This is a genomic window from Priestia sp. BR_2 (assembly GCF_041954005.1).
In the GTDB taxonomy this organism is placed as follows: domain Bacteria; phylum Bacillota; class Bacilli; order Paenibacillales; family Paenibacillaceae; genus Paenibacillus_AQ; species Paenibacillus_AQ lautus_A.
Genome location: NZ_JAVFHM010000351.1, coordinates 354,108 through 373,636, shown reverse-complemented (window position 1 = coordinate 373,636; position 19,529 = coordinate 354,108). Strand labels below are relative to the sequence as shown.

Annotated in this window: 14 protein-coding genes and 1 riboswitch; of the genes, 11 read left to right on the top strand and 3 right to left on the bottom strand. The window is 53.1% G+C overall.

Going from position 1 to position 19,529, the window contains the following annotated elements:
* Positions 1–1,072: 1,072 nt before the first annotated feature.
* A complete protein-coding gene (locus tag RB298_RS33295) occupies positions 1,073–1,573 on the bottom strand; it encodes a VOC family protein (RefSeq protein WP_486050579.1) in 501 nt (166 codons plus the stop codon).
* Positions 1,574–1,836: 263 nt separating this feature from the next.
* Positions 1,837–1,940: riboswitch (TPP riboswitch) on the top strand.
* A 140-nt stretch (positions 1,941–2,080) separates the two neighbouring features.
* Between RB298_RS33295 and tenA the strand changes: the two genes are divergently transcribed.
* From tenA to RB298_RS33265, 6 genes are all read left to right on the top strand, one after another.
* On the top strand, positions 2,081–2,767 hold the full coding sequence (tenA, locus tag RB298_RS33290; RefSeq protein ID WP_486050577.1) for a thiaminase II: 687 nt from the start codon (positions 2,081–2,083) through the stop codon (positions 2,765–2,767).
* A gap of 55 nt (positions 2,768–2,822) precedes the next feature.
* Entirely contained in the window at positions 2,823–3,665 is an 843-nt protein-coding gene (thiM, locus tag RB298_RS33285; protein ID WP_486050576.1) for a hydroxyethylthiazole kinase, read from the top strand.
* A complete protein-coding gene (gene thiD / locus RB298_RS33280) occupies positions 3,662–4,669 on the top strand; it encodes a bifunctional hydroxymethylpyrimidine kinase/phosphomethylpyrimidine kinase (RefSeq protein WP_486050574.1) in 1,008 nt (335 codons plus the stop codon). The genes thiM and thiD overlap by 4 nt, the downstream gene beginning before the upstream one ends.
* Positions 4,666–5,340 (top strand): thiamine phosphate synthase, encoded by a 675-nt coding sequence (thiE, locus tag RB298_RS33275; RefSeq protein WP_486050572.1) that lies wholly within the window; start codon positions 4,666–4,668, stop codon positions 5,338–5,340. Before thiD ends, thiE begins: the two co-directional genes overlap by 4 nt.
* A gap of 250 nt (positions 5,341–5,590) precedes the next feature.
* Complete coding sequence (locus RB298_RS33270; RefSeq protein WP_486050570.1) at positions 5,591–7,543, top strand: BglG family transcription antiterminator; 1,953 nt, start codon at positions 5,591–5,593, stop codon at positions 7,541–7,543.
* A gap of 583 nt (positions 7,544–8,126) precedes the next feature.
* Positions 8,127–10,145 carry a fructose-specific PTS transporter subunit EIIC gene (locus tag RB298_RS33265; RefSeq protein WP_486050569.1) on the top strand — a complete coding sequence of 673 codons (2,019 nt, stop codon included), beginning with the start codon at positions 8,127–8,129 and terminating at the stop codon, positions 10,143–10,145.
* A 131-nt stretch (positions 10,146–10,276) separates the two neighbouring features.
* On the opposite strand, the gene RB298_RS33260 is transcribed toward RB298_RS33265, so the two are convergent.
* Together RB298_RS33260 and RB298_RS33255 are read right to left on the bottom strand one after the other, a co-directional pair.
* Positions 10,277–11,257: a BtrH N-terminal domain-containing protein gene (locus tag RB298_RS33260; protein WP_486050567.1), complete on the bottom strand. Its 981-nt coding sequence runs from the start codon at positions 11,255–11,257 to the stop codon at positions 10,277–10,279.
* On the bottom strand, positions 11,241–11,813 hold the full coding sequence (locus RB298_RS33255) for a PadR family transcriptional regulator (RefSeq protein ID WP_452517543.1): 573 nt from the start codon (positions 11,811–11,813) through the stop codon (positions 11,241–11,243). The genes RB298_RS33260 and RB298_RS33255 overlap by 17 nt, the downstream gene beginning before the upstream one ends.
* An 843-nt stretch (positions 11,814–12,656) precedes the next feature.
* Here RB298_RS33255 and RB298_RS33250 point away from each other — a divergent pair.
* From RB298_RS33250 to RB298_RS33230, 5 genes are all read left to right on the top strand, one after another.
* Positions 12,657–14,471 (top strand): alpha-L-fucosidase, encoded by a 1,815-nt coding sequence (locus RB298_RS33250; protein ID WP_486050565.1) that lies wholly within the window; start codon positions 12,657–12,659, stop codon positions 14,469–14,471.
* A 7-nt stretch (positions 14,472–14,478) separates the two neighbouring features.
* The gene (locus RB298_RS33245) at positions 14,479–15,513 is read left to right on the top strand and encodes a glycoside hydrolase family protein (RefSeq protein WP_375120782.1); all 1,035 of its coding nucleotides are present in this window, start codon (positions 14,479–14,481) and stop codon (positions 15,511–15,513) included.
* Positions 15,514–15,927: 414 nt separating this feature from the next.
* Entirely contained in the window at positions 15,928–16,878 is a 951-nt protein-coding gene (locus RB298_RS33240; protein ID WP_192569563.1) for an ABC transporter permease, read from the top strand.
* Positions 16,879–16,894: 16 nt separating this feature from the next.
* Positions 16,895–17,767 carry a carbohydrate ABC transporter permease gene (locus tag RB298_RS33235; RefSeq protein WP_096775111.1) on the top strand — a complete coding sequence of 291 codons (873 nt, stop codon included), beginning with the start codon at positions 16,895–16,897 and terminating at the stop codon, positions 17,765–17,767.
* 138 nt (positions 17,768–17,905) lie between these two features.
* Complete coding sequence (locus RB298_RS33230; protein ID WP_486050562.1) at positions 17,906–19,486, top strand: extracellular solute-binding protein; 1,581 nt, start codon at positions 17,906–17,908, stop codon at positions 19,484–19,486.
* The last annotated feature ends 43 nt before the right edge of the window (positions 19,487–19,529 follow it).

Below are 19,529 nucleotides of genomic sequence, written 5' to 3'. Positions count from 1 at the left end.
AAAAATCTAGCTACACGAACGACAACGACCGTGTGACGGACTCATGTGCACTGATTGGCCAGATGAACCCACGATTTTAAGAGCAAACGGAAAACGGATCACTTATTACCGCAATAAACGGTCTATTTGCCATCATATTCGATGAATAACGGATCTGGTGTCCGTTAGCCATCAAAAACTACGCCTATTCAGCTAAATAACGTATCCTCAGTCCGCTTGTCCTCGGGCGGTCAGACCAAGACCAGGAGTCGCACCAAGACCAGTAGTCGCACAAGACCAGTAATAGCACCAAGACCAGTAATAGCATCAATACCTGCCAGTCACCAAGGGGCATGTTAACGGACACCAGTTCCCTTATGCCCCTGAATAACCTCCGATTCTCAGATCAAACGGACACAGGATCCCTTATTACCGCAATAAACGGTCCTTTTGCCATCATATTCTATGAATAACGTATCTGGTGTCCGTTAGCCATCAAAAATTACGCCTATTCAGCTAAATAACGTATCCTCAGTCCGCTTGTCCTCGGGCGGTCAGACCAAGACCAGTAGTCGCACCAAGACCAGTAGTCGCACAAGACCAGTAATAGCACCAAGACCAGTAATAGCATCAATACCAGCCAGTCACCAAGGTGCTCGTTAACGGACACCAGTTCCCTTATTTCCCTGATTAACCTCCGATTCTCAGATCAAACGGACACAGGATCCCTTATTACCGCAATAAACTGTCCTTTTGCCATCATATTCTATGAATAACGTATCTGGTGTCCGTTAGCCATCAAAAATCACGCCTATTCAGCTAAATAACGTATCCTCAGTCCGTTTGTCCTCGAGCGGTCGCACCAAGACCAGTAGTCGCACCAAGACCAGTAGTAGCATCAATACCGTAGTCGCACCAAGACCAGTAGTAGCATCAATACCGTAGTCGTACCAAGAACAGTAGTCGCACAAGACCCGTAATAGCACCAAGACCAGTAATAGCATCAATACCAGTAATAGCATCAATACCAGCCAGTCACCAAGGTACTCGTTAACGGACACCAGTTCAATAACGCTCGCTTCACGGTAACTTTTTACGACGTCTTCACCACGATCTCCGCCCCTGCAACATAGGTCATCGCTTGGATGTATTCCGGGTCTTGGGCACGCTGTTCCATTTCCACCGGAGTGAGGTCCTCCATTCGTGTCTGTACCCACCATAAGTTGCCGAACGGGTCCCGTACCCGTCCCACCCGATCGCCGAAGAACAAGGTCGTTGGCTCCGTCACCGAGACCGCACCTGCGGCCAGCGCTTGCCGATACACGTCATCGCAATCCTCAACATACAAACGGAGGTATGCCGGGCTATCCGGCCATTCCGGCTTTGCGTCAAACATCATGACGACGGCATCCCCGATTCGCACCTCGGCATGGCCGATGACACCATCGCCAACATAGACGCGGGCTAACTCTTCGGCCCGAAAAGCCTGCTTGAGGAAATCGATCAGCGCTGCGGAGTTTCTTGAGATGATCCACGGCGTCACGGAGGTGTAGCCATCCGGAATGGGTTTAACCGCTTTCGGTTGGTTCGTCATAAATACACTCGCTCCTTTAAATTTCATTTATTTGAATTGTGCTTATGCACTCATTATGCGGGGGCATATATGACAGCCGAGCGTCAGTGTTTCCGGAATGAGTTTGGGGTAGCCTGCGTTTTTATCTTGCGAAAAGACAGCCGCCACCGTACATCGTCACAATCACGCGGTCGGAGGAAGGCTCGAGCTTGAGGTTCCGTCCACAAACTGTTAACGTTTGACACCACCCCCAAACCTATGTACAGTATTAGACAAAAGAATAGGAAGTCCACTAGGGGAGCCGTTGGCGGCTGAGACAAGAGCGTATCTTGGACCCTTTGAACCTGATCTAGTTCGTACTAGCGTAGGAAAGTGGAGCCTTCGAATATGAGGTCTCGGTGCGTTTTTTTGGCGCACCCGGGCTTGTTGACGAAGCCGCTCCAGTTTTCGGGGCGGCTTTTTTCGTTTTCTGAAAAGTCGTGTCTTACGGACTTCCTGCTCTTCAATATGTTGGAGGTGGGGACAAACATGAGTTTCACGCAAGAGCTCCGTCAGCAGGCGGGAGGCATTTTTCAAGCAATCTTCGATCATCCCTTCGTAAAAGGCATTGCCGAGGGGAATCTGGAGCGGGAGCAGTTGATTCACTATGTGAAGCAGGATTTTGAGTATTTGAATGCCTACATGCGGATATACGGAATAGCCATTTCCAAATCGACCAGCCGGGAAGAGATTGCGGCCTTTAACGAACAGATTTCATTCATCCTGCACAGCGAGGTGCACCCGCATCAGAATTTTTGCGCAGCCGCCGGGGTGACCTATGAGGAGCTTCAAGGGTATCCGCTGGCTCCGTCCGCGCATCATTACATCCGTCATATGCTGACGGTGGCGCACGAGGGTAGTTTGGGGGAGATTATGGCCGTGCTGCTGCCGTGCCCATGGACGTACCTGGAGATTGGCCGCAAGCTGTTGAATGAGGTGAAGCCGGATGCCTCCCATCCGTTTTACGACTGGATTTCTTTCTACGGAAACCGGGGGGAAGACGCGACAGCCAAATTCCGCGACCGTATTGATGCATGGGCGGAGCGTGCGACGGCAGCCGAGCGGGAACGGATGAGGGAGCATTTCATGCTGAGCTGCCAGCTGGAGTATCTGTTCTGGGACATGGCTTATAAGCAGGAGGAGTGGCCGGTGCAGCTGGAGGCTGCGGTGCTGTAAGAGCAATGATCACAAGCACATGGAATTCCATTATAGCGAAGAGAGGCTGATATAAATGCATTCATGGGAAAAAGAGGTTTCGGCGCTTTTGACGAAGGTACAGCAGACGAGCCCCCTCGTTCACAATATGACGAACGTGGTGGTTACGAATTTTACGGCTAACGGCTTGTACGCGCTGGGCGCGTCGCCCGTGATGGCCTACGCGCCGGAGGAAGTGGCGGATATGGCCGCCATCGCGGGCGCGCTCGTATTGAACATCGGTACGCTGAACCGCGAGCTGGTGGATGCGATGATTATCGCCGGGCAATCGGCGAATGCCCATGGCGTGCCGGTGCTGCTGGACCCGGTCGGCGCGGGAGCGACCCGTTTTCGGACGGAGTCGGCGCTGCGGATCCTAAGCGAGGTGAAGGTTTCGCTCGTGCGCGGAAATGCGGCTGAAGTCGCTCACCTTATCGGGGAGATCCGCGAGATCAAGGGCGTAGACGCAGGCAATAGCGCAGGCAGCAATCATGCCGAGCTGGCCGTGCGGGCGGCGCGCGAGTTAGGCACGATCGTGGCCATTACCGGTGAAGAGGACGTGATTACCGATGGAACGGAAGTGCGCATCATTACCGGAGGGGATGCTCTGCTTACGAAGGTGACCGGCGCAGGCTGCCTGCTGACCTCGGTGCTGGGTGCCTTTGCCGCGGTGGAAGCAAACCTGCTGCTTGCAGGTACGGCGGGTCTGGCCTTCTATGGGGCCGCGGCGGCGAAAGCTGCTGAGCGAACGGCAGATCTGGGACCGGGAAGCTTCCAGATAACTTTCCTGGACGAGCTGGCGAAGCTTCATCCAGGATCGCTGGAAGGGTATGCCGCTGTGCTGGAAGCGGGAGCGGCGGCTGCCGGAGGCACGCGATGAGCGAGGCTCGCATACCCCGTGCCCTGACGATTGCTGGGTCTGACAGCGGTGGCGGCGCCGGCATTCAGGCCGATCTGAAAACCTTCCAGGAACTCGGCGTGTACGGCATGTCGGCGATTACCGCGATCACGGTACAGAATACCTTGGAGGTTCCCGGCGTTTATCCGCTGCCGCCCGAAGCAACTGCGGAGCAGATTGAAGCGGTTGGCTCGGACCTCGGGATAGATGCATTGAAGACGGGCATGCTGTTCAACGCCGAGATCATTCGGCTGGTTGCTGACCGGATTCGGGCATTCGGCTGGGGGAAGGTCGTTGTCGATCCCGTGATGATCGCCAAGGGCGGAGCGGAGCTGCTGCAAAGCGAAGCGGTGGAGGCTTTAAGAGAAGATTTGCTGCCGCTGGCGTTGATTGTCACCCCCAATATACCGGAGGCCGAAGTATTGGCGGGGATGCGAATCCGCACGATGAACGATCGCAAAGAAGCGGCGAGACGTATTCATGCTCTTGGGCCCAGGATCGTAGTGATCAAAGGCGGTCATGACGAGGGAATCCTTGGAAGCGATGAAGGTACGGATCACGAAAGAGACAGGGGACCGGCTATATCGGCGGGTATGCAGCAGGAAGAGTTGCCTCAATCCGAAAGGACGCACGGTCTAACGAGAATTGCCATGCCTGCTGGGGAGTATAGGGGGGGCCGCCCGCTCTTTTCCAACGATGACGGTTATCCGGAAAGTCTTCCGGTCATCGACATCGTTTATGATGGTACGGCCTTCACAGATTTATATGGCAAACGAATTGATACCGTTCATACACATGGGACCGGCTGTACCTTCTCTGCGGCCATTACCGCAGGCCTGGCCCAAGGCTTGAGCGCACTCGATGCGATTCAGAGCGGGCGCTTATTCATTCAAGCCGCCATTGAGGACGGCTTAAACCTGGGGCAGGGGCAGGGGCCGACCAATCATTGGGCATACAATCGCCGCCGTCAGGAGGTGCTGCGATGACGGGCAGAGTGGCCCCCGAGATCATGAGGCGGCATCTGCGGATGTACCTCGTGCTCGGCAGCTTGAACTGCAGCGTCGAGCCAAGCTTGGTCCTGCAGGAAGCACTGGCTGGAGGAGCAACCATGGTCCAGTTCCGTGAGAAGGGGCAAGGAGCACTCGCCGGGGAGGCGATGATCCGGCTGGCTCGCCGGATTCAGGATCAGTGTTGCCAAGCGGGCGTGCCCTTCATCGTCAATGACGATGTGGAGCTGGCACTGAAGCTGAACGCCGACGGCGTGCACGTCGGCCAGGACGACGAATCCGCGGCTTCCGTCCGCGAGCGGATCGGCAACCGGATTCTCGGCGTTTCCGCCCACACGGTGGAGGAAGCGCGGCGCGCGATTCTCCACGGCGCCGACTATCTTGGCATCGGGCCGATCTATCCGACCCGCTCGAAGGATGATGCCATAACTGCGCAAGGCCCGGCCATTCTCCATGAGCTTCGCGAAGCTGGAATCCACCTGCCGATCGTTGGGATCGGCGGGATTACCGTGGAGCGCGTGGAGGAAGTGATTGGAGCGGGTGCGGATGGCGTCGCGGTGATATCCGCCGTGACGGGAGCGGAGTCGGCGCGGGAAGTTGTAGAGGCTTTTATAGGTAAGATACGATGTACGACCGGAAGAATTTCTTAAGATGTAAGAGGGATTAAAATCGGATCATGAAACAAGGGGGCCGACTTCTGCGGCACCCTTGTTTTGTTTACGTCGGATTTTAGAATACTGTATATGCTCAGCTTTTCCGTCAATATGCCATTTCTTTTGATCCACTCTCGTGTAACCTCCCAGATCAGTTTGCCATAGAGACCCGGATATGATATACGTAGGACAATGCACCCGCTCTACGATGAGTGAGCACTCCCATTAAGTTGAATAGGGGATCGGAATGAATAATAGGCAAAAAGAGATTTTTCGCAATTTGTTAATGGAACCGAACCGGCTGTGGCTCGTTCAGGATCTGGCGGATCAGACCGAGTGCTCGGAGAAGACGATCCGAAACGATCTGAAGGTGATTGAAGAATATATAGCTAAGCACTCCAGCGGCCATCTGGTGAAAAGGCCGGGACTTGGCGTCTATCTGGAGATCGGGGAAGCGGATCTGGCTGATTTATTCCGCCGCTTGTATTCCAACGAGAGTACCGCCGAGGATGAATCCGATGAGGAAAGGGTGCTGCACCTGGCATATCGGCTCTTGATGAACGCGAAGCCCGTAACCCTGCAGAACCTGGCTTCACCGTTTTACGTGAACAAGGCGATTATCCGTCGGGATATGGAAAAGATTGAGGGCTGGCTGCGGAGCTTTGATCTGAGCTTAATGACGAAGCAGCGAGTAGGCTTCATGATTGAGGGCTCGGAGAAGAACAAACGGATGGCGCTGGCGCGGTTGAACCAATTGATCAACCGTCCGGAATTGACGGGACAGATGATGCGTAACCAGTATGAACCGCACGAGATCGCAGCCGTATACAATGAGTTGAAGGCGTTGCAAAAGCGGCACCAGCTCCGCTTCACCGATGAAGCCTTTGAAAGCTTGATGCTGCATATATTGCTTATGGTCAAACGGACCAAGTTGGGACAGCCGATTTCGCTCTCTGCGCAGGACATAGCGTTTTTGGAGAATAAAGCGGAATTTGCATGGGCGATAGACTTTTTGAAGCAGCTGCAAAAATTGTTCGCCGTCCCTTTTTCCAAGGAAGAAACCGCTTATCTAACCCTGCACCTGCTTGGCGGGAAGTTCCGATACACGCAGGAGGATGGAAGTGCCCGGCGGGGCGATCTGGCAGACAGCCACCCCCTGCTGCCACAGTTGGTTGAGCAACTGATTCGGCGGATGTCGGAGCTGAATATGATCCCATTTTCCAAGGACCCGGTATTATTGAACGGGTTGAAAGTGCATTTGTACACGACCATGAACCGTCTTCATTATGGTCTGGCTGTGTCCAATCCGATGCTGGCCGAGATCAAAAAGATGTATCCCTATATGTTCGATCGCGTCATCATGGCCCTGGAGGAGGTAGGGGGAGCGCTCCAACTGTACTTTCCAGAAGAGGAGGCCGCGTATTTGACTTTGCATTTTCAGGCGTCTGTAGAACGGCTTCACCAGAACGAAAGCCACCCTCAGAAGGTCATAATCGTGTGTCATATGGGCGTTGGGATGTCCCAATTGCTTCTCGCGAAGGTGGAACGAAGATTCCCGTCCGTGCATGTAGAGACAACGATGTCCAAAGCGGAAGTTGAGGATTATCTGGCAGCTCATGAGGTGGATCTTGTCATTACGACCGTTGATCTGCCCGAGTTAAAAACACCTCATATCCTCGTTTCCCCTCTGCTCGAGGCCAGTGACGAGCGGAAGCTGGAGCAAGCGATCCGGGGGCTCGATGAGCCGGACGGCAGGGCGGCTGAGGAATCGGTCTTTTTGAAATATACGACACCTTTTCTCATCTTTCCTCAGCAGGAGGTCGAGCGTCCAGAACAGTTGATCTCCAAGTTTGCGCAGATGCTGGTGGACAAAGGATATGTCCAGGCAGGATATACGGAAAGTGTGCTGGATCGTGAGAATATGTCTGCTACGACGATTGGAGGAGGCATTGCCATCCCTCATGGCAGCTCGGAGCGGGTTACACAGTCCTGCATCGTTGTTATTACTTTAAAGCAGCCGATTACCTGGGGAACCGAGAAGGTAGAGCTTGTGTTCTTACTTGCTATCAAGCATGATGAGCGGAAAGAGATGCGGCAGCTGTTCAGGGAATTGTCACGGATCAGTGAGCAGCCGGCATTGGTCCGTGCGTTGTCTAAGGAGACGGACGCGATACGATTGCTGAATACGTTAAAAGGGTAAAATTAGTAGTAGAGGTTGTTCAAAAAGTCAGCTTTTGATAAGAAAACCTCTTATCGAGGCCACTTCAAGGATGAGCGACCGCGATGCATAGGTAGGTTTTCTTGCGATATAGAATTTCATCAGTTCCACTGATAACTCATAAATTCTATATCTAACACGAAGCGAATCAGGAAGCAGCTCGGCATCGAATCTTGAATTCAGCCGGGCCTAAGCAGATGCTTTCGAAGCATGTTTCCTGCGGAAACATTTCAGGTGCTCACGTACCCAAAACGTACGCTCCGCTCCTGACGTCCCTAGCTTCATCCAACCTTCTCGGTGCTGAAAATCGACCTTTTTGAACACGCACTATTTCAAACTGTGATGATGAAGCAGGACGGTATACCGTCCTGCTTTTTACATTTTTTTGGGGTCCCGCGTAAAGTATTTGGATTAAGCATATAGGCTCCACTTTGTGGGGATATTTGTTTGCGAAATAAACCTGTTTTTCCGGAAGTTCCGGTAAAAAGTTCATCCGATAACAGCGTTTTCAGCATGTACACTATAAATGTAAGCGGGAACATGACAGCGAAGGAGAATGACGAACATGAAAATATTAGCGATTACTTCATGTCCTAACGGAATTGCACATACGTATATGGCCGCTGAGAATCTGCAGAAGGCAGGCGCGAAGCTTGGCGTTGAGATGAAAGTGGAGACCCAAGGCTCCATCGGCGTGGAGAACCAATTCACGGAGCAGGATATCCGCGAAGCCGATGGCATTATTATCGCAGCGGATAAGACGGTGGTGAAGGACCGGTTTGTGGGTAAAAAACTGCTTGTCGTTGGGGTGCAGGATGGTATCCGTCGTCCAGAAGAGCTGATCCAACGGATGATGGAAGGGGATGTGCCCGTCTATCAGGCACAGTCCAAGTCGGCTGAAGCTATGACGGGAGAGAACAAACCCAAACAAAATCCGATCTATCGCCACTTGATGAACGGTGTATCCTATATGGTGCCGTTTATCGTGATCGGTGGGCTGCTCATCGCAATCGCCCTGACGATGGGCGGCGTGAAAACGCCGGGTGGTCTGGTGATACCGGAAGATTCCATCTGGAAAACGATTGAGAGTATCGGCGCGGCTGCGTTTACCTTCATGGTTCCGATCCTTGCCGGATTTATCGCCATGAGTATTGCGGACAGGCCGGGTCTTGCACCAGGTATGGTCGGCGGGTTCATTGCTGCGAACGGCAGCTTTTATGGAAGTGAAGCAGGAGCTGGATTCATCGGGGGGATTATTGCCGGTTTCCTGGCGGGATATGTCGCACTTGCTATTAAAAGGATCAAGGTTCCTCGGTCGCTGCAGCCGATTATGCCCATTATCGTTATCCCGGTACTGGCTTCGCTGGTTGTAGGATTAATCTTCGTCTTTGTGATTGGCGCTCCGGTTGCGGATCTGTTTGAAGCGTTAACCGTCTGGCTCGCGGGAATGCAGGGTACTAGTTCGATTCTGCTCGCGCTTATTCTGGGCGCGATGATTTCTTTTGACATGGGGGGGCCCGTGAATAAGGTTGCGTTCCTGTTCGGCTCGGCCATGATCGGTGAAGGCAACTATGAAATTATGGGCCAAATTGCCGTTGCCATCTGTGTTCCTCCGATTGCCATGGGACTGGCGGCCATGATGAACAAAAGGAAGTTTACGCCTGCGGAACGCGAAGCTGGAAAAGCGACATTTACGATGGGATTGTTCGGTATTACCGAAGGAGCGATTCCATTCGCGGCGCAAGATCCTCTACGCGTCATTCCGAGTATCATGGTCGGTTCCATGACGGGTTCGGTGATTGCCATGTTGGGCAGTGTCGGTGACAGCGTAGCCCATGGCGGTCCTATTGTAGCCGTGCTCGGTGCCGTGGATCATGTGCTGATGTTCTTCATAGCGGTCATGGCCGGTTCAGCCGTATCGGTTATCATGGTGAGCCTGCTCAAGAAAGATGTTGCAGCTGTGACTCCGGCAGTTGTTGGAGAAGGAGCAGAAGCGATAGAGAATCCTGCCGTAGCAGGTGAATCGTCGACAGTACACGCGGCTGCCCCCATGGCCGCGGATTCAGCTGAAGTGGATTCAACCGTGATCCATAATGGTACAGCAACGGAAGTTTCTGCTATCCGCGTTGAGAAATTGACGGATATTGTGACACCGGATCTCATTAACCTGAATCTGGTAGGAACAACACAGGATGCTGTGATCGACGAAATGATCGGTGTATTGGAGCGGAATGGGGCGATCAGAGCCGACGGAGATTTTAAACAGGCCATATTAGCCCGGGAGCAAGAAAGCTCCACCGGCATCGGCATGAATATTGCAATTCCTCACGGTAAATCGGATGCTGTCCTGAAACCAAGCGTGGTCTTTGGCATCCAGCAGGATGGCGTCGACTGGAAGAGTCTGGACGGTAGCGAAGCCAAACTGATCTTTATGATTGCCGTGCCGCGTAATAGTAAACAGAATGCGCATTTGAAAGTGCTGCAAATGTTGTCCCGCAAGCTGATGGACGATGATTTCAGGGAAGCGCTCTTGGCGGTGACAACCAAGGAAGAGGCCTATCGATTGCTCAATCAGGTGCATTAATTCAAGAGACTGAGTGAATTCACCTAGACCAGCCCCGCACAGAAATGAGCGGGGCTGGTTTTATACGTTTCTCGGCTTGCTTCCGCAAAATCCACGGATTTGCTTGTCAGCCGGCGCCATGCCAATCGCTTTCAGAGCAATAACTCCATGGCTGCGCGTTCTTTATCCGCAATCTCGAGCAAGAGATTGGACGCCTGCTGTAGCTCCTGGGTGTTACCTGATCTTCCCGCACGGTCGATCGCTGCGGAGACACTGGCCCACATTGGCGCGATCTCCGTAAACAAAAGGTAGGCTTGTTCGATTCTCGGGTCTTCCAACCGATCGGCGCATTCCTTCAAGTAATCCCGATACAGATTCCGAAACAAAGCACCGCCGGTTCCCGCACGCTCCATCAGCAATGCGGTCAGGCATAAATCTTGTTCGAAATGGTTGCTGCGGGAAGGCCACTTCAGGATCTCTTTGCTCATTTTTACAATGCCTTTATTCCCGATATTGCGAATGGGCGGGTTCAAATAGTCATGCGCATTCTTGGTCAAGGATTCGCGTAATGCGGGAACGAGCGGCGGTAAGGCGTCGATGGGCTCGAGCGTAAAAGAGCGGTTTCGGGAACTCATGGCACCCTTTGCGTTTCTGGCTGCGGCCAAGCTTGTCAAACGCGTCTTTACCAGTCCGCCCTGTTGCCTGGTATCTGCCATGTAGGCATATTCGTCATCCACGCCGTATAGGACCGCATAGTGACCGGCAAAGTGCACTTTGTTCGTGAAATAGTCCAAGTAATAGGAATCCAATTTCAGCCCAACCGGAATTCCGCGTTCGATGCAGCTCCGTACGTTCCGCCACGCTTTGTCGACGGACGACGTTTCTTGGACTCTGACGGTCAACCCCAGCCTGTCAGCGAGGTTCGCCGTCAACTTATCCACTTTCACCCTTCCTCCGATGAACGGAAAATCCATTCCCTTCGAGTCCCAATAAATGAATCCGAGCCCTTGTCCGAGTCCGAACAGCATCGGCTCCGATAGCCGGACTCCCGCAAATTGCATTAAATTGCCCAGGGTGGTCGTTTCGCAATGGTCGCCTTGGTAAGGAACAAAACCTTCAATGATTGTGGTCATCTTCCCTGGTCTCCTTCGACAATTCGTTAATTAGACTGGCAACGAACGCTTGCTCACTCTCTATTAGGCTAATCGGATGCAAGAACAGCGCCCTTACGTTCAGCGGCAAATGGACGCCGCCCTGGGATTCGAATTTTTGCTTTATGCCTTCTGAAGCTTCCCGTAGAAAATCCAACCGCTTCCGCAAGGCAGCTATGGCCATGTCGTTCCCGATAAGAGGCAATGCGGCCAAACCGAGATCGAAGCGGTTGTCGCGTTCCCGTGCTGACGAAAGACTGTCAAGGACTTCATCTTTCAGCTTGACCATACCGGCTTCGGTGAGGACAAACCGGGTCGGCATGGGTCCCTTGCCGGATTTTTCGTCGGATTCCTCGGATGCAATCCATCCTTTATCGCTCAGTTTCCTCAGTCCTACGTAGATCGAAGTCGTGCCGATGTTGGCCCATTCCCGATAGCCTCGTTGATCGACTAACTTCTTGATATCGTACCCCGAAGCTTGACGACATTCTGCGATCATTTGCAGCAGCATGAATTCGACGTTTGAAATAGGGTGCATGAAGAACCCCCTTGTCTTTTAATATTTCACATATGTAATATAACACCAGTGAAATATAAGATCAACAACGGAATTCAGACACTCGACAGTACGCCGAAAGATAATCATCGATACTAAACCTTTAAAACCATGAGCGGATGAATTGAAATGTATGAGTATCACGGATGGGCAACTATTAGAGAGAGTTCTTCAATTGAATTTTCAAATGACAAAATAATAGGTGATCCTTTTTTATAGCGAATTAATTTCCATTAAACTAAAGCCTGCCGTTTACCCGGCAGGCCTTCGGAATTCGGTGTTATAAATCGTATTTTCGTTTTTCAGTTCCAGTATCTTAGCAGAGATCGAACCGAAGACGTTTATTACATGTATGTTACTGACGTAAATAATGAGCAGTATCTAAAAAGTTTGAAAGTAACCTTGGAATTGATATTGATCCATATGATTCAACACAAAATGAGTTGATACTGACTAAAGTAGGAGTAGAGAATTGGAGAAAAGTTTTGCCGCCAGAATTGTTGTAATAAAGTTTTTCTGGATATGATTTTGACGAAAGCATGACGGCAAATTACTAACTTCATGAAATAAAGTAAAGTGGAGCCGTTTCCTATTCGGGAGCGCAGCTTCTTTTTATGTTATAACCAGGCTGAAAAGGAATGTAATCTAAGAAAATTCAACTCATTACAGTTTACATATCTATCGAATGAACCATACTTTCCCCCCCCCCACCTCAACAAAACACAACCTCAACCCAAAAAAACAAAGAGGCTGCAACAGCGTACCTTCTATAATGGAGGTTACTAGACTGTCGGACCGTTAACTGGCAGGTGAGGAGGGACAAACATGAAGCGGGATGAATACATGGATGGGGCCGGATGGGAGCAGGAACGCTCGGATATTATCCCGACTGATCTATTGGTGAACGACCGAGATCACAATCGTCGGATAGCCTGGTGGAGGGAAGCGCGTTTTGGGCTGTTTGTGCATTGGGGGCCTTACTCGATGCTGGGCGGAATGTGGAAGGGCGAGCGAGTGGATGCGAATTATGCCGAACATATCCAGCTTAGGGGGAAGATACCTGTAGCTGAGTATGCAGAAGCCGCAGCCGGTATGAATCCGGAGGCGTTCGATGCGCATGAGTGGGTGTTGCTGGCCAAGCGGTCGGGGGCCAAATACCTCATCGTGACGGCGAAGCATCATGACGGGTTTGCCATGTATGATTCCAAGGTTTGCGATTATTCGATTACCCGGCATGCAAATTTCCCGAGAGATCCGATCAAGGAGCTGGCAGAGGCATGCGAGGCCGAGGGGATTCGGCTCGGGATTTACTATTCTCACGCCATGGACTGGCATCATCCGAATTCGCAGGGGAACACGCTGGATTACCCGGGGAATATCGGTGCATGGGATCTGCTGGAGGACTGGATCGACGATCAGGATAAGCGGGAACGCTTTGAGCGTTATCTTCATGAGAAGGCTCTTCCCCAGGTCGAGGAGCTGCTGACCGATTACGGCCCGATCGGGTTGATGTGGTTTGATTGCGGCCATAAGATCAGCGACGAACACGCCGTGTGGTTCCATGATCGGGTACGCCGGCTGCAGCCGGATTGCCTGATTAACAAGCGGCTTCGGGATGACCGCTTTGCGGATTACGGGAATCCGCATGATAACCAGCTGCGATTTCATCCGGTGCAGCAGGACTGGGAGTCGATTCATACGCTGAATGATTCTTGGGGATTCCGGTATGGCGATGACCATTGGAAGAGTCCGGAGGAATTGATCGACCAGCTGCTGCGCGTGGCAGCGGCGAACGGCAATCTGGTACTGAATGTCGGTCCGCTCGGAAACGGGGCGATTGACGAGAAGTCGAGAAGCCTGCTGGAGACGGTGGGCAGCTTCCTGGAGCGGAACGGCGAGGCCATATATGGCACGAGCGGCAGTCCAATCGGTACGCCGCAGTGGGGCTACTGCACCTGGAAGCCTGAAGAGAACAGCTTGTATCTGCTGGTTAGAGATTGGTCACAGGACGGTTATTTGATTCTGCCCGGTCTCGCAAGCGGAGTTCAATATGCGAGGCCTATCGGAGCGAAGGCCAAGGAGGACCGCCTGCCGATCCGGCAGCTTGGGCGATGGGACTGGCAAATTGATGTGCGTTCGGTACCTCAGGACGCCTATGCGACTGTGCTAGAGCTGAAGCTAAGCGGGGAGCAGCTGGAGAGCAACGGGACTCCTAGATTCATATCTTCAATGCCGAATACGTTTTGGGCATATGATGGTGTTATCGAGGGCGACGGCCTGCGCCGCGACAATGGAAAAAGAGGGCATGACGGCGTTACCGGGTGGACCGCTCCACATGCGGCTGTTCAATGGGCGTTTCGTTCGGAAGAAGAAGCGCCCGTCCACTGCCGAATCATCGTCACCTTGTCCGCCTCAGCGGATCAGGCGGGGGGACGCTTTGAATTGTCCCTGGATGAACAGAAGCTGGCTTGTACCGTTTACGATACGGGAGGGGACGGATGCTGGGGAGATTTTGAGATCGGTCAATTGACGATTCATTCGGCAAGCCTACACCGTCTTGAAGTCCGCGGAATATCGCTGGCATCGGATTCTTTGATGAATTTGCGCAAGGTTACGCTGCTGCCAATGGAAGGGGAGTGAGGAGTTTATGAAAATCGTATTTGATCCTGCACCGGTTGCAGGAGGCTTTCGAATGCCGGGGTATTGGGTCTGGTGCGGCAGCGTGATTCGAGGCGAGGATGGCCGCTACCATATGTTTGCTTCGCGCTGGCCGAAATCCATGCCCATGCACCCCGGATGGCTCGCGGCCTCGGAGATCGTCCGTGCAGCCGCCGATCATCCGGCCGGACCGTACGTCTACGAGGAGACGGTGCTTGGGGCCAGGTCTCCGGCCTATTGGGACGGCTGCAGCGTGCACAATCCGCATATCGTGAAGGTGGATGGCATATACGTGCTCTATTATATGGGCACGACGTTCCCGTTCCCGCTGCCTGACGAAGGGGAGGCGCTGCTGCCGCACGATCCGCTCGCCGTGGTGGCCAGGGCCAACAAACGGATCGGCGTTGCGACCGCTCCTTCCGTAACCGGCCCTTGGACACGAAGGGATCTTCCGGTTCTGCTGCCGCGCCCGAATCAGTTTGACAGCTTTTTCGTGTCCAATCCGGCACCCTGTGTTCATGCCGACGGCTCGGTGCAGCTGATCTATAAATCCCGGCCCTACGAAGGGCATACCTATGGCAACATGCAGCTGGGCTTGGCCAGCGCTGAATCGGTATACGGTCCATACGCCCGCAAGCCTGAGCCGCTGTTTCCGCCTGCCATTCATATTGAAGATCCCTTCATTTGGCGTACGGCACGGGGGTACGAGATGATTGCCAAGGACATGGACGGCTCCATCTGCGGAGAGCGCTATAGCGGGGTCCATGCGTGGTCGGCGAACGGAGAGCAGTGGGAGATGACAACCCGGCCAGGGGAGCCGGCGTATTCCCGCAGGGTAATGTGGGACGATGGCGCGGAGCGGCTGATGGGCAACCTGGAACGGCCGTTTTTGCTCATGGAGGACGGTCGTCCGGCCTGGATGTTCGCAGCGACCTCGGATGGAACCAACGGATTTCACGACTGCACGGAAACCTGGAATATGGCGATTCCGATTCGGGAGATGGAGGAGAAGGAGCACGAATAGGGCAGCCTTTTCCGGTGCAAACGAATGGATGAGCTTGTTTTTCCCGCGAAGCCGCACGGGGTGATATTCACGATTCAGCTCCATCCGATCCCCCTTGCCAACCGGGGGACCGCCGTCCTGCGACACCGAACCAAGCATCGTAGTCGAGCGAGGTTCGTCACACGACGGCAAGGTTGTTCCCCATGGACACAGTAGGCCTGTGTCCATGCCCCATAAGCATAAGCCCTTTGGCGAAACTTGGCCGTATTAGACCAGGGTTCCCTAAAGGGTTCTTTTTTGTGTCACACTCCTTTCGCCGTGCCCTCTACAAACACAATCGTAAAAAAACACATCGACAAACAAATGCCGCCATTGTTGGCGAAGCACTCCGCTTATAGGATGAATACGAAGGCAAACTTACAACGGGAGGTCCTTATGGCGAACATCAACCCAAGCACGCGGCTAACACCGTCAGCGCGGAGCCGGGAATGGTTATCCAGCTTTCGCAAGTACAAGGCGATATACCTCATCTCGATTCCGGGCATCCTCTATTTTCTCGTATTCAAATACGTCCCTTTATTCGGCAGTGCCATGGCTTTTCAGGAGTACAACTTATTCAAAGGCATATGGGAGAGCCCTTGGGTCGGGCTGGACCAGTTCTACCGGATGTTTCAGTACGAGGAGTTTCTGCGGATTTTCTGGAACACCCTGCTGATCGGGATGTACAGCATCGCATTCGCGTTTCCGGTACCGATCATTCTGGCCCTGCTATTGAACGAGATTCGTCTTGTCCTGTACAAGCGGGTGCTCCAGACAGTCATCTACATGCCCCACTTCCTGTCCTGGGTCATTATCGGGGGGATTGCGGTGGGCATTCTGTCTCCGACCACGGGGATCATCAATCAGATCCTGATGTGGGTGGGACTCGAACCGATTTACTTCCTTGGCGAGGAAAGCTACATTCGCAGCATTCTGATCGGCTCGGGCATCTGGAAGGAAGCGGGCTGGGGAACGATTATTTACCTGGCGGCGTTGGCCGGAATCAATCCGGACCTGTACGAAGCTGCACGCGTAGACGGCGCGAACCGCTGGCGCCAGACCTTGGCGATTACGATTCCGTCGATTCTGCCAACCATCATGATTCTATTCCTGCTGAACATCGGCAACTTCCTCGATTTCGGGTTTGAACGGGTGTTTGTGTTCCTGAACGCCTTGAACGAGAACAAGGGCGACATTCTGGATACGTACATCTATCGCGTCGGTCTGCTTGGACAGCAGTACAGCTACACCACGGCCATCGGGCTGTTCAAATCGCTCATCGGGCTGCTGCTCATTGTGGGCGGTAACGCCATCAGCCGTAAAACGACCGGAAATTCCTTATACTAGGCAGGTGACCGAAAACATGATAAAACGATCAACAGGCGAAATCGTATTCGAAATGTTCAACTATATCTTCCTGGCCGTCGTGTCGGCCGCCATGATCTTTCCGATCCTGCACGTAGCGGCGCAATCGCTCAGCAGCGATCTGGCCATCTCCAGGGGGGACGTCGGCCTGTGGCCGGTTGAGTTTACGCTCTCGAACTACGCCATCGTATTGAACGATACCTCGGTATGGCGTTCCTTCATGATCAGCGTATTCGTGACCGTCGTGGGGACGGGAATCAACTTAATCGCAACGGCTTCGCTGGCTTACCCGCTGTCGCGCAACGAATATCGGGGACGGAAGGTCATTCTCATGCTCGTCCTGATCACCTTTATTTTCAGCGCGCCGCTCATTCCAAACTATCTGCTCATTAAATCGCTGAATATGCTGGATACGGTCTGGGCCCTCATTATTCCGGGCGCCATCAGCGCGTACAACCTGTTCATCATGCGCTCGTTCTTCATGAATCTGCCTAACGAGATTATCGACTCGGCAAGGATCGACGGGTGCGGAGAGCTGCGGATCATATCAAGCATCGTGCTTCCGCTATCCAAGCCGGTGATGGCGACGATGGGACTGTTTTACGCCGTGGCGCATTGGAATTCGTACTCGTCCGCTCTATACTATATCAATAGCCGAAAGCTGTTTCCGCTGCAGGTTCGCCTGAGGGAAATCGTGATCACCGATCAGATGGGAGAGATGGACACCACGTTCGAGAACTTGGCCAACATGTCCCCGGAGGGCATCAAGATGGCCACGATCGTCATCGCTACGCTGCCGATCATCCTGGTATACCCGTTCCTGCAGAAATATTTTATCAAGGGCATGCTTATCGGTTCGATCAAATCCTGATCGTAAAAGAACACAAATCCATAATAAGAACGCCAATTCTGCGCATGAGGGTTATGAGCTACGATGAAATGGATTTTACGAAAGCGCTTACCTCATGAATGAACCACTTGTCTATTTTTGCGAAAAGGGGAGAGGTTGATGAAAAAAAGTTGGACGGTCTTACTGATCGGCGTCATGATGATGACACTGCTTGCGGGGTGCGGGGGGAAAGCGGAAGAAGGAGCAGGGAATACCAAGCCGGAAGGGAACGAGCAGGGTACGGCTTCCAGTAAGCTGGCATTCTCGATTTCATTCTCCACGGGCGGCAATACCTATATCGAATCGTCGCCCGACATCAACAAGGACAAATGGGTGCTGAAGCTGGAGGAGATGACGAACACCGATCTCGATATCCGCTTGATGTCCCATAAGGAATTCGATCAGAAGATGAGTCTGATGTTTGCAGGCAACGAAATTCCGGACGTGGTCGGCAATATGCGCGGGGGGCCGACGACGGGCTCCATGTCAGGCTCGGTGGAAGCGGGCGTGTTCATGCCGCTGGATGACCTCCTGAAGGAGCATGCGCCGAATCTGATGAAAATGGTCACCCCGGCGGCATGGGAGGAAGTATCGTACGACGGCAAAATCTACGGCATTCCGGCTTGGCTGGAGAACCCGTCGCGCCGCGCCACGTTTATCCGTACGGATCTGATGGAGAAGGCAGGCATCCAGGAAGCGCCGAAAACGGTGGAAGAGTATCTGGATATGCTGCGTGCCTTCAAGAGACTGGGAGTAGAGCATCCGTTCCAATACCGGGAGGGCTTTAAATACGCGGATACCTTCCTGGGGGCATACGACGTGCTGCCGTTCCAGTTCATGGAGCTGAACGGGGAAGTCGTGCCGAAGTTCTTCGATGTGGAGAACATGACCAAGGCGCTGGAGACGTATAAGACGATGTACGACGAAGGCCTGATTCCGAAGGATTTCGCTTCCCTGTCCCAGGAGGATTACGGCCGGAATATCAATTCCGGCAAAGCCGGCATGTGGGCGTCCAACGGCGAGGGGCTGATCGGGTTCCGCGCCAAGCTGAAGGAAGTGGATCCTTCGATGAAGGTGGATATTTATCCTTCGCCGACGGGCTCGGACGGCAAGGGCGGCCTCGGCTTGTACAGCTCGATCTCGACCACGTATTACATCAACAACAAGGTCGGTAAGGAAAAAGCGATCGAAATCATTAAATTCCTCGACTGGATGCTGACGGAGGAAGCCGATATGTTCTTCTCCTTCGGGATCGAGGGCGAGAACTACACGATGGAGGACGGCAAGGTCAACTATACATGGCCCGTGAAAAAGGAAGAAGTGGACGAAGCGGGGTTCCGGGCCAACCAGCTGTGGTTCGTGCATGAGCTGACCTACAACAAGAAGCAGACGGCCCTGACCGAGGACGGCCAGGATGTCATTACGGCGTTCAGCGACGTGCTCAGCAATGAAGGCCGTGGCGGCATTACGTTTACGGCGAACCTGAACAGCTTCTCCAAGTTCCCGGATTTGGCCTCGACTGGAGATACGGGACCGAAATTCATTCTGGACAGCATGGTGAAGATGATTTACGGCAAGCAGCCGATATCCGAATGGCCGAAGGTGCTCGAGGAATATCGCGCCAAAGGCGGGGACGAGATCATCAAGGAAGCGACGGAACGCTGGAAGAACAAGGAGAATGTCGTGGATCGTACAAGATAACATGCAAGATAGGCAGTAGGACATCTCCTGTTTATCCCGAAAA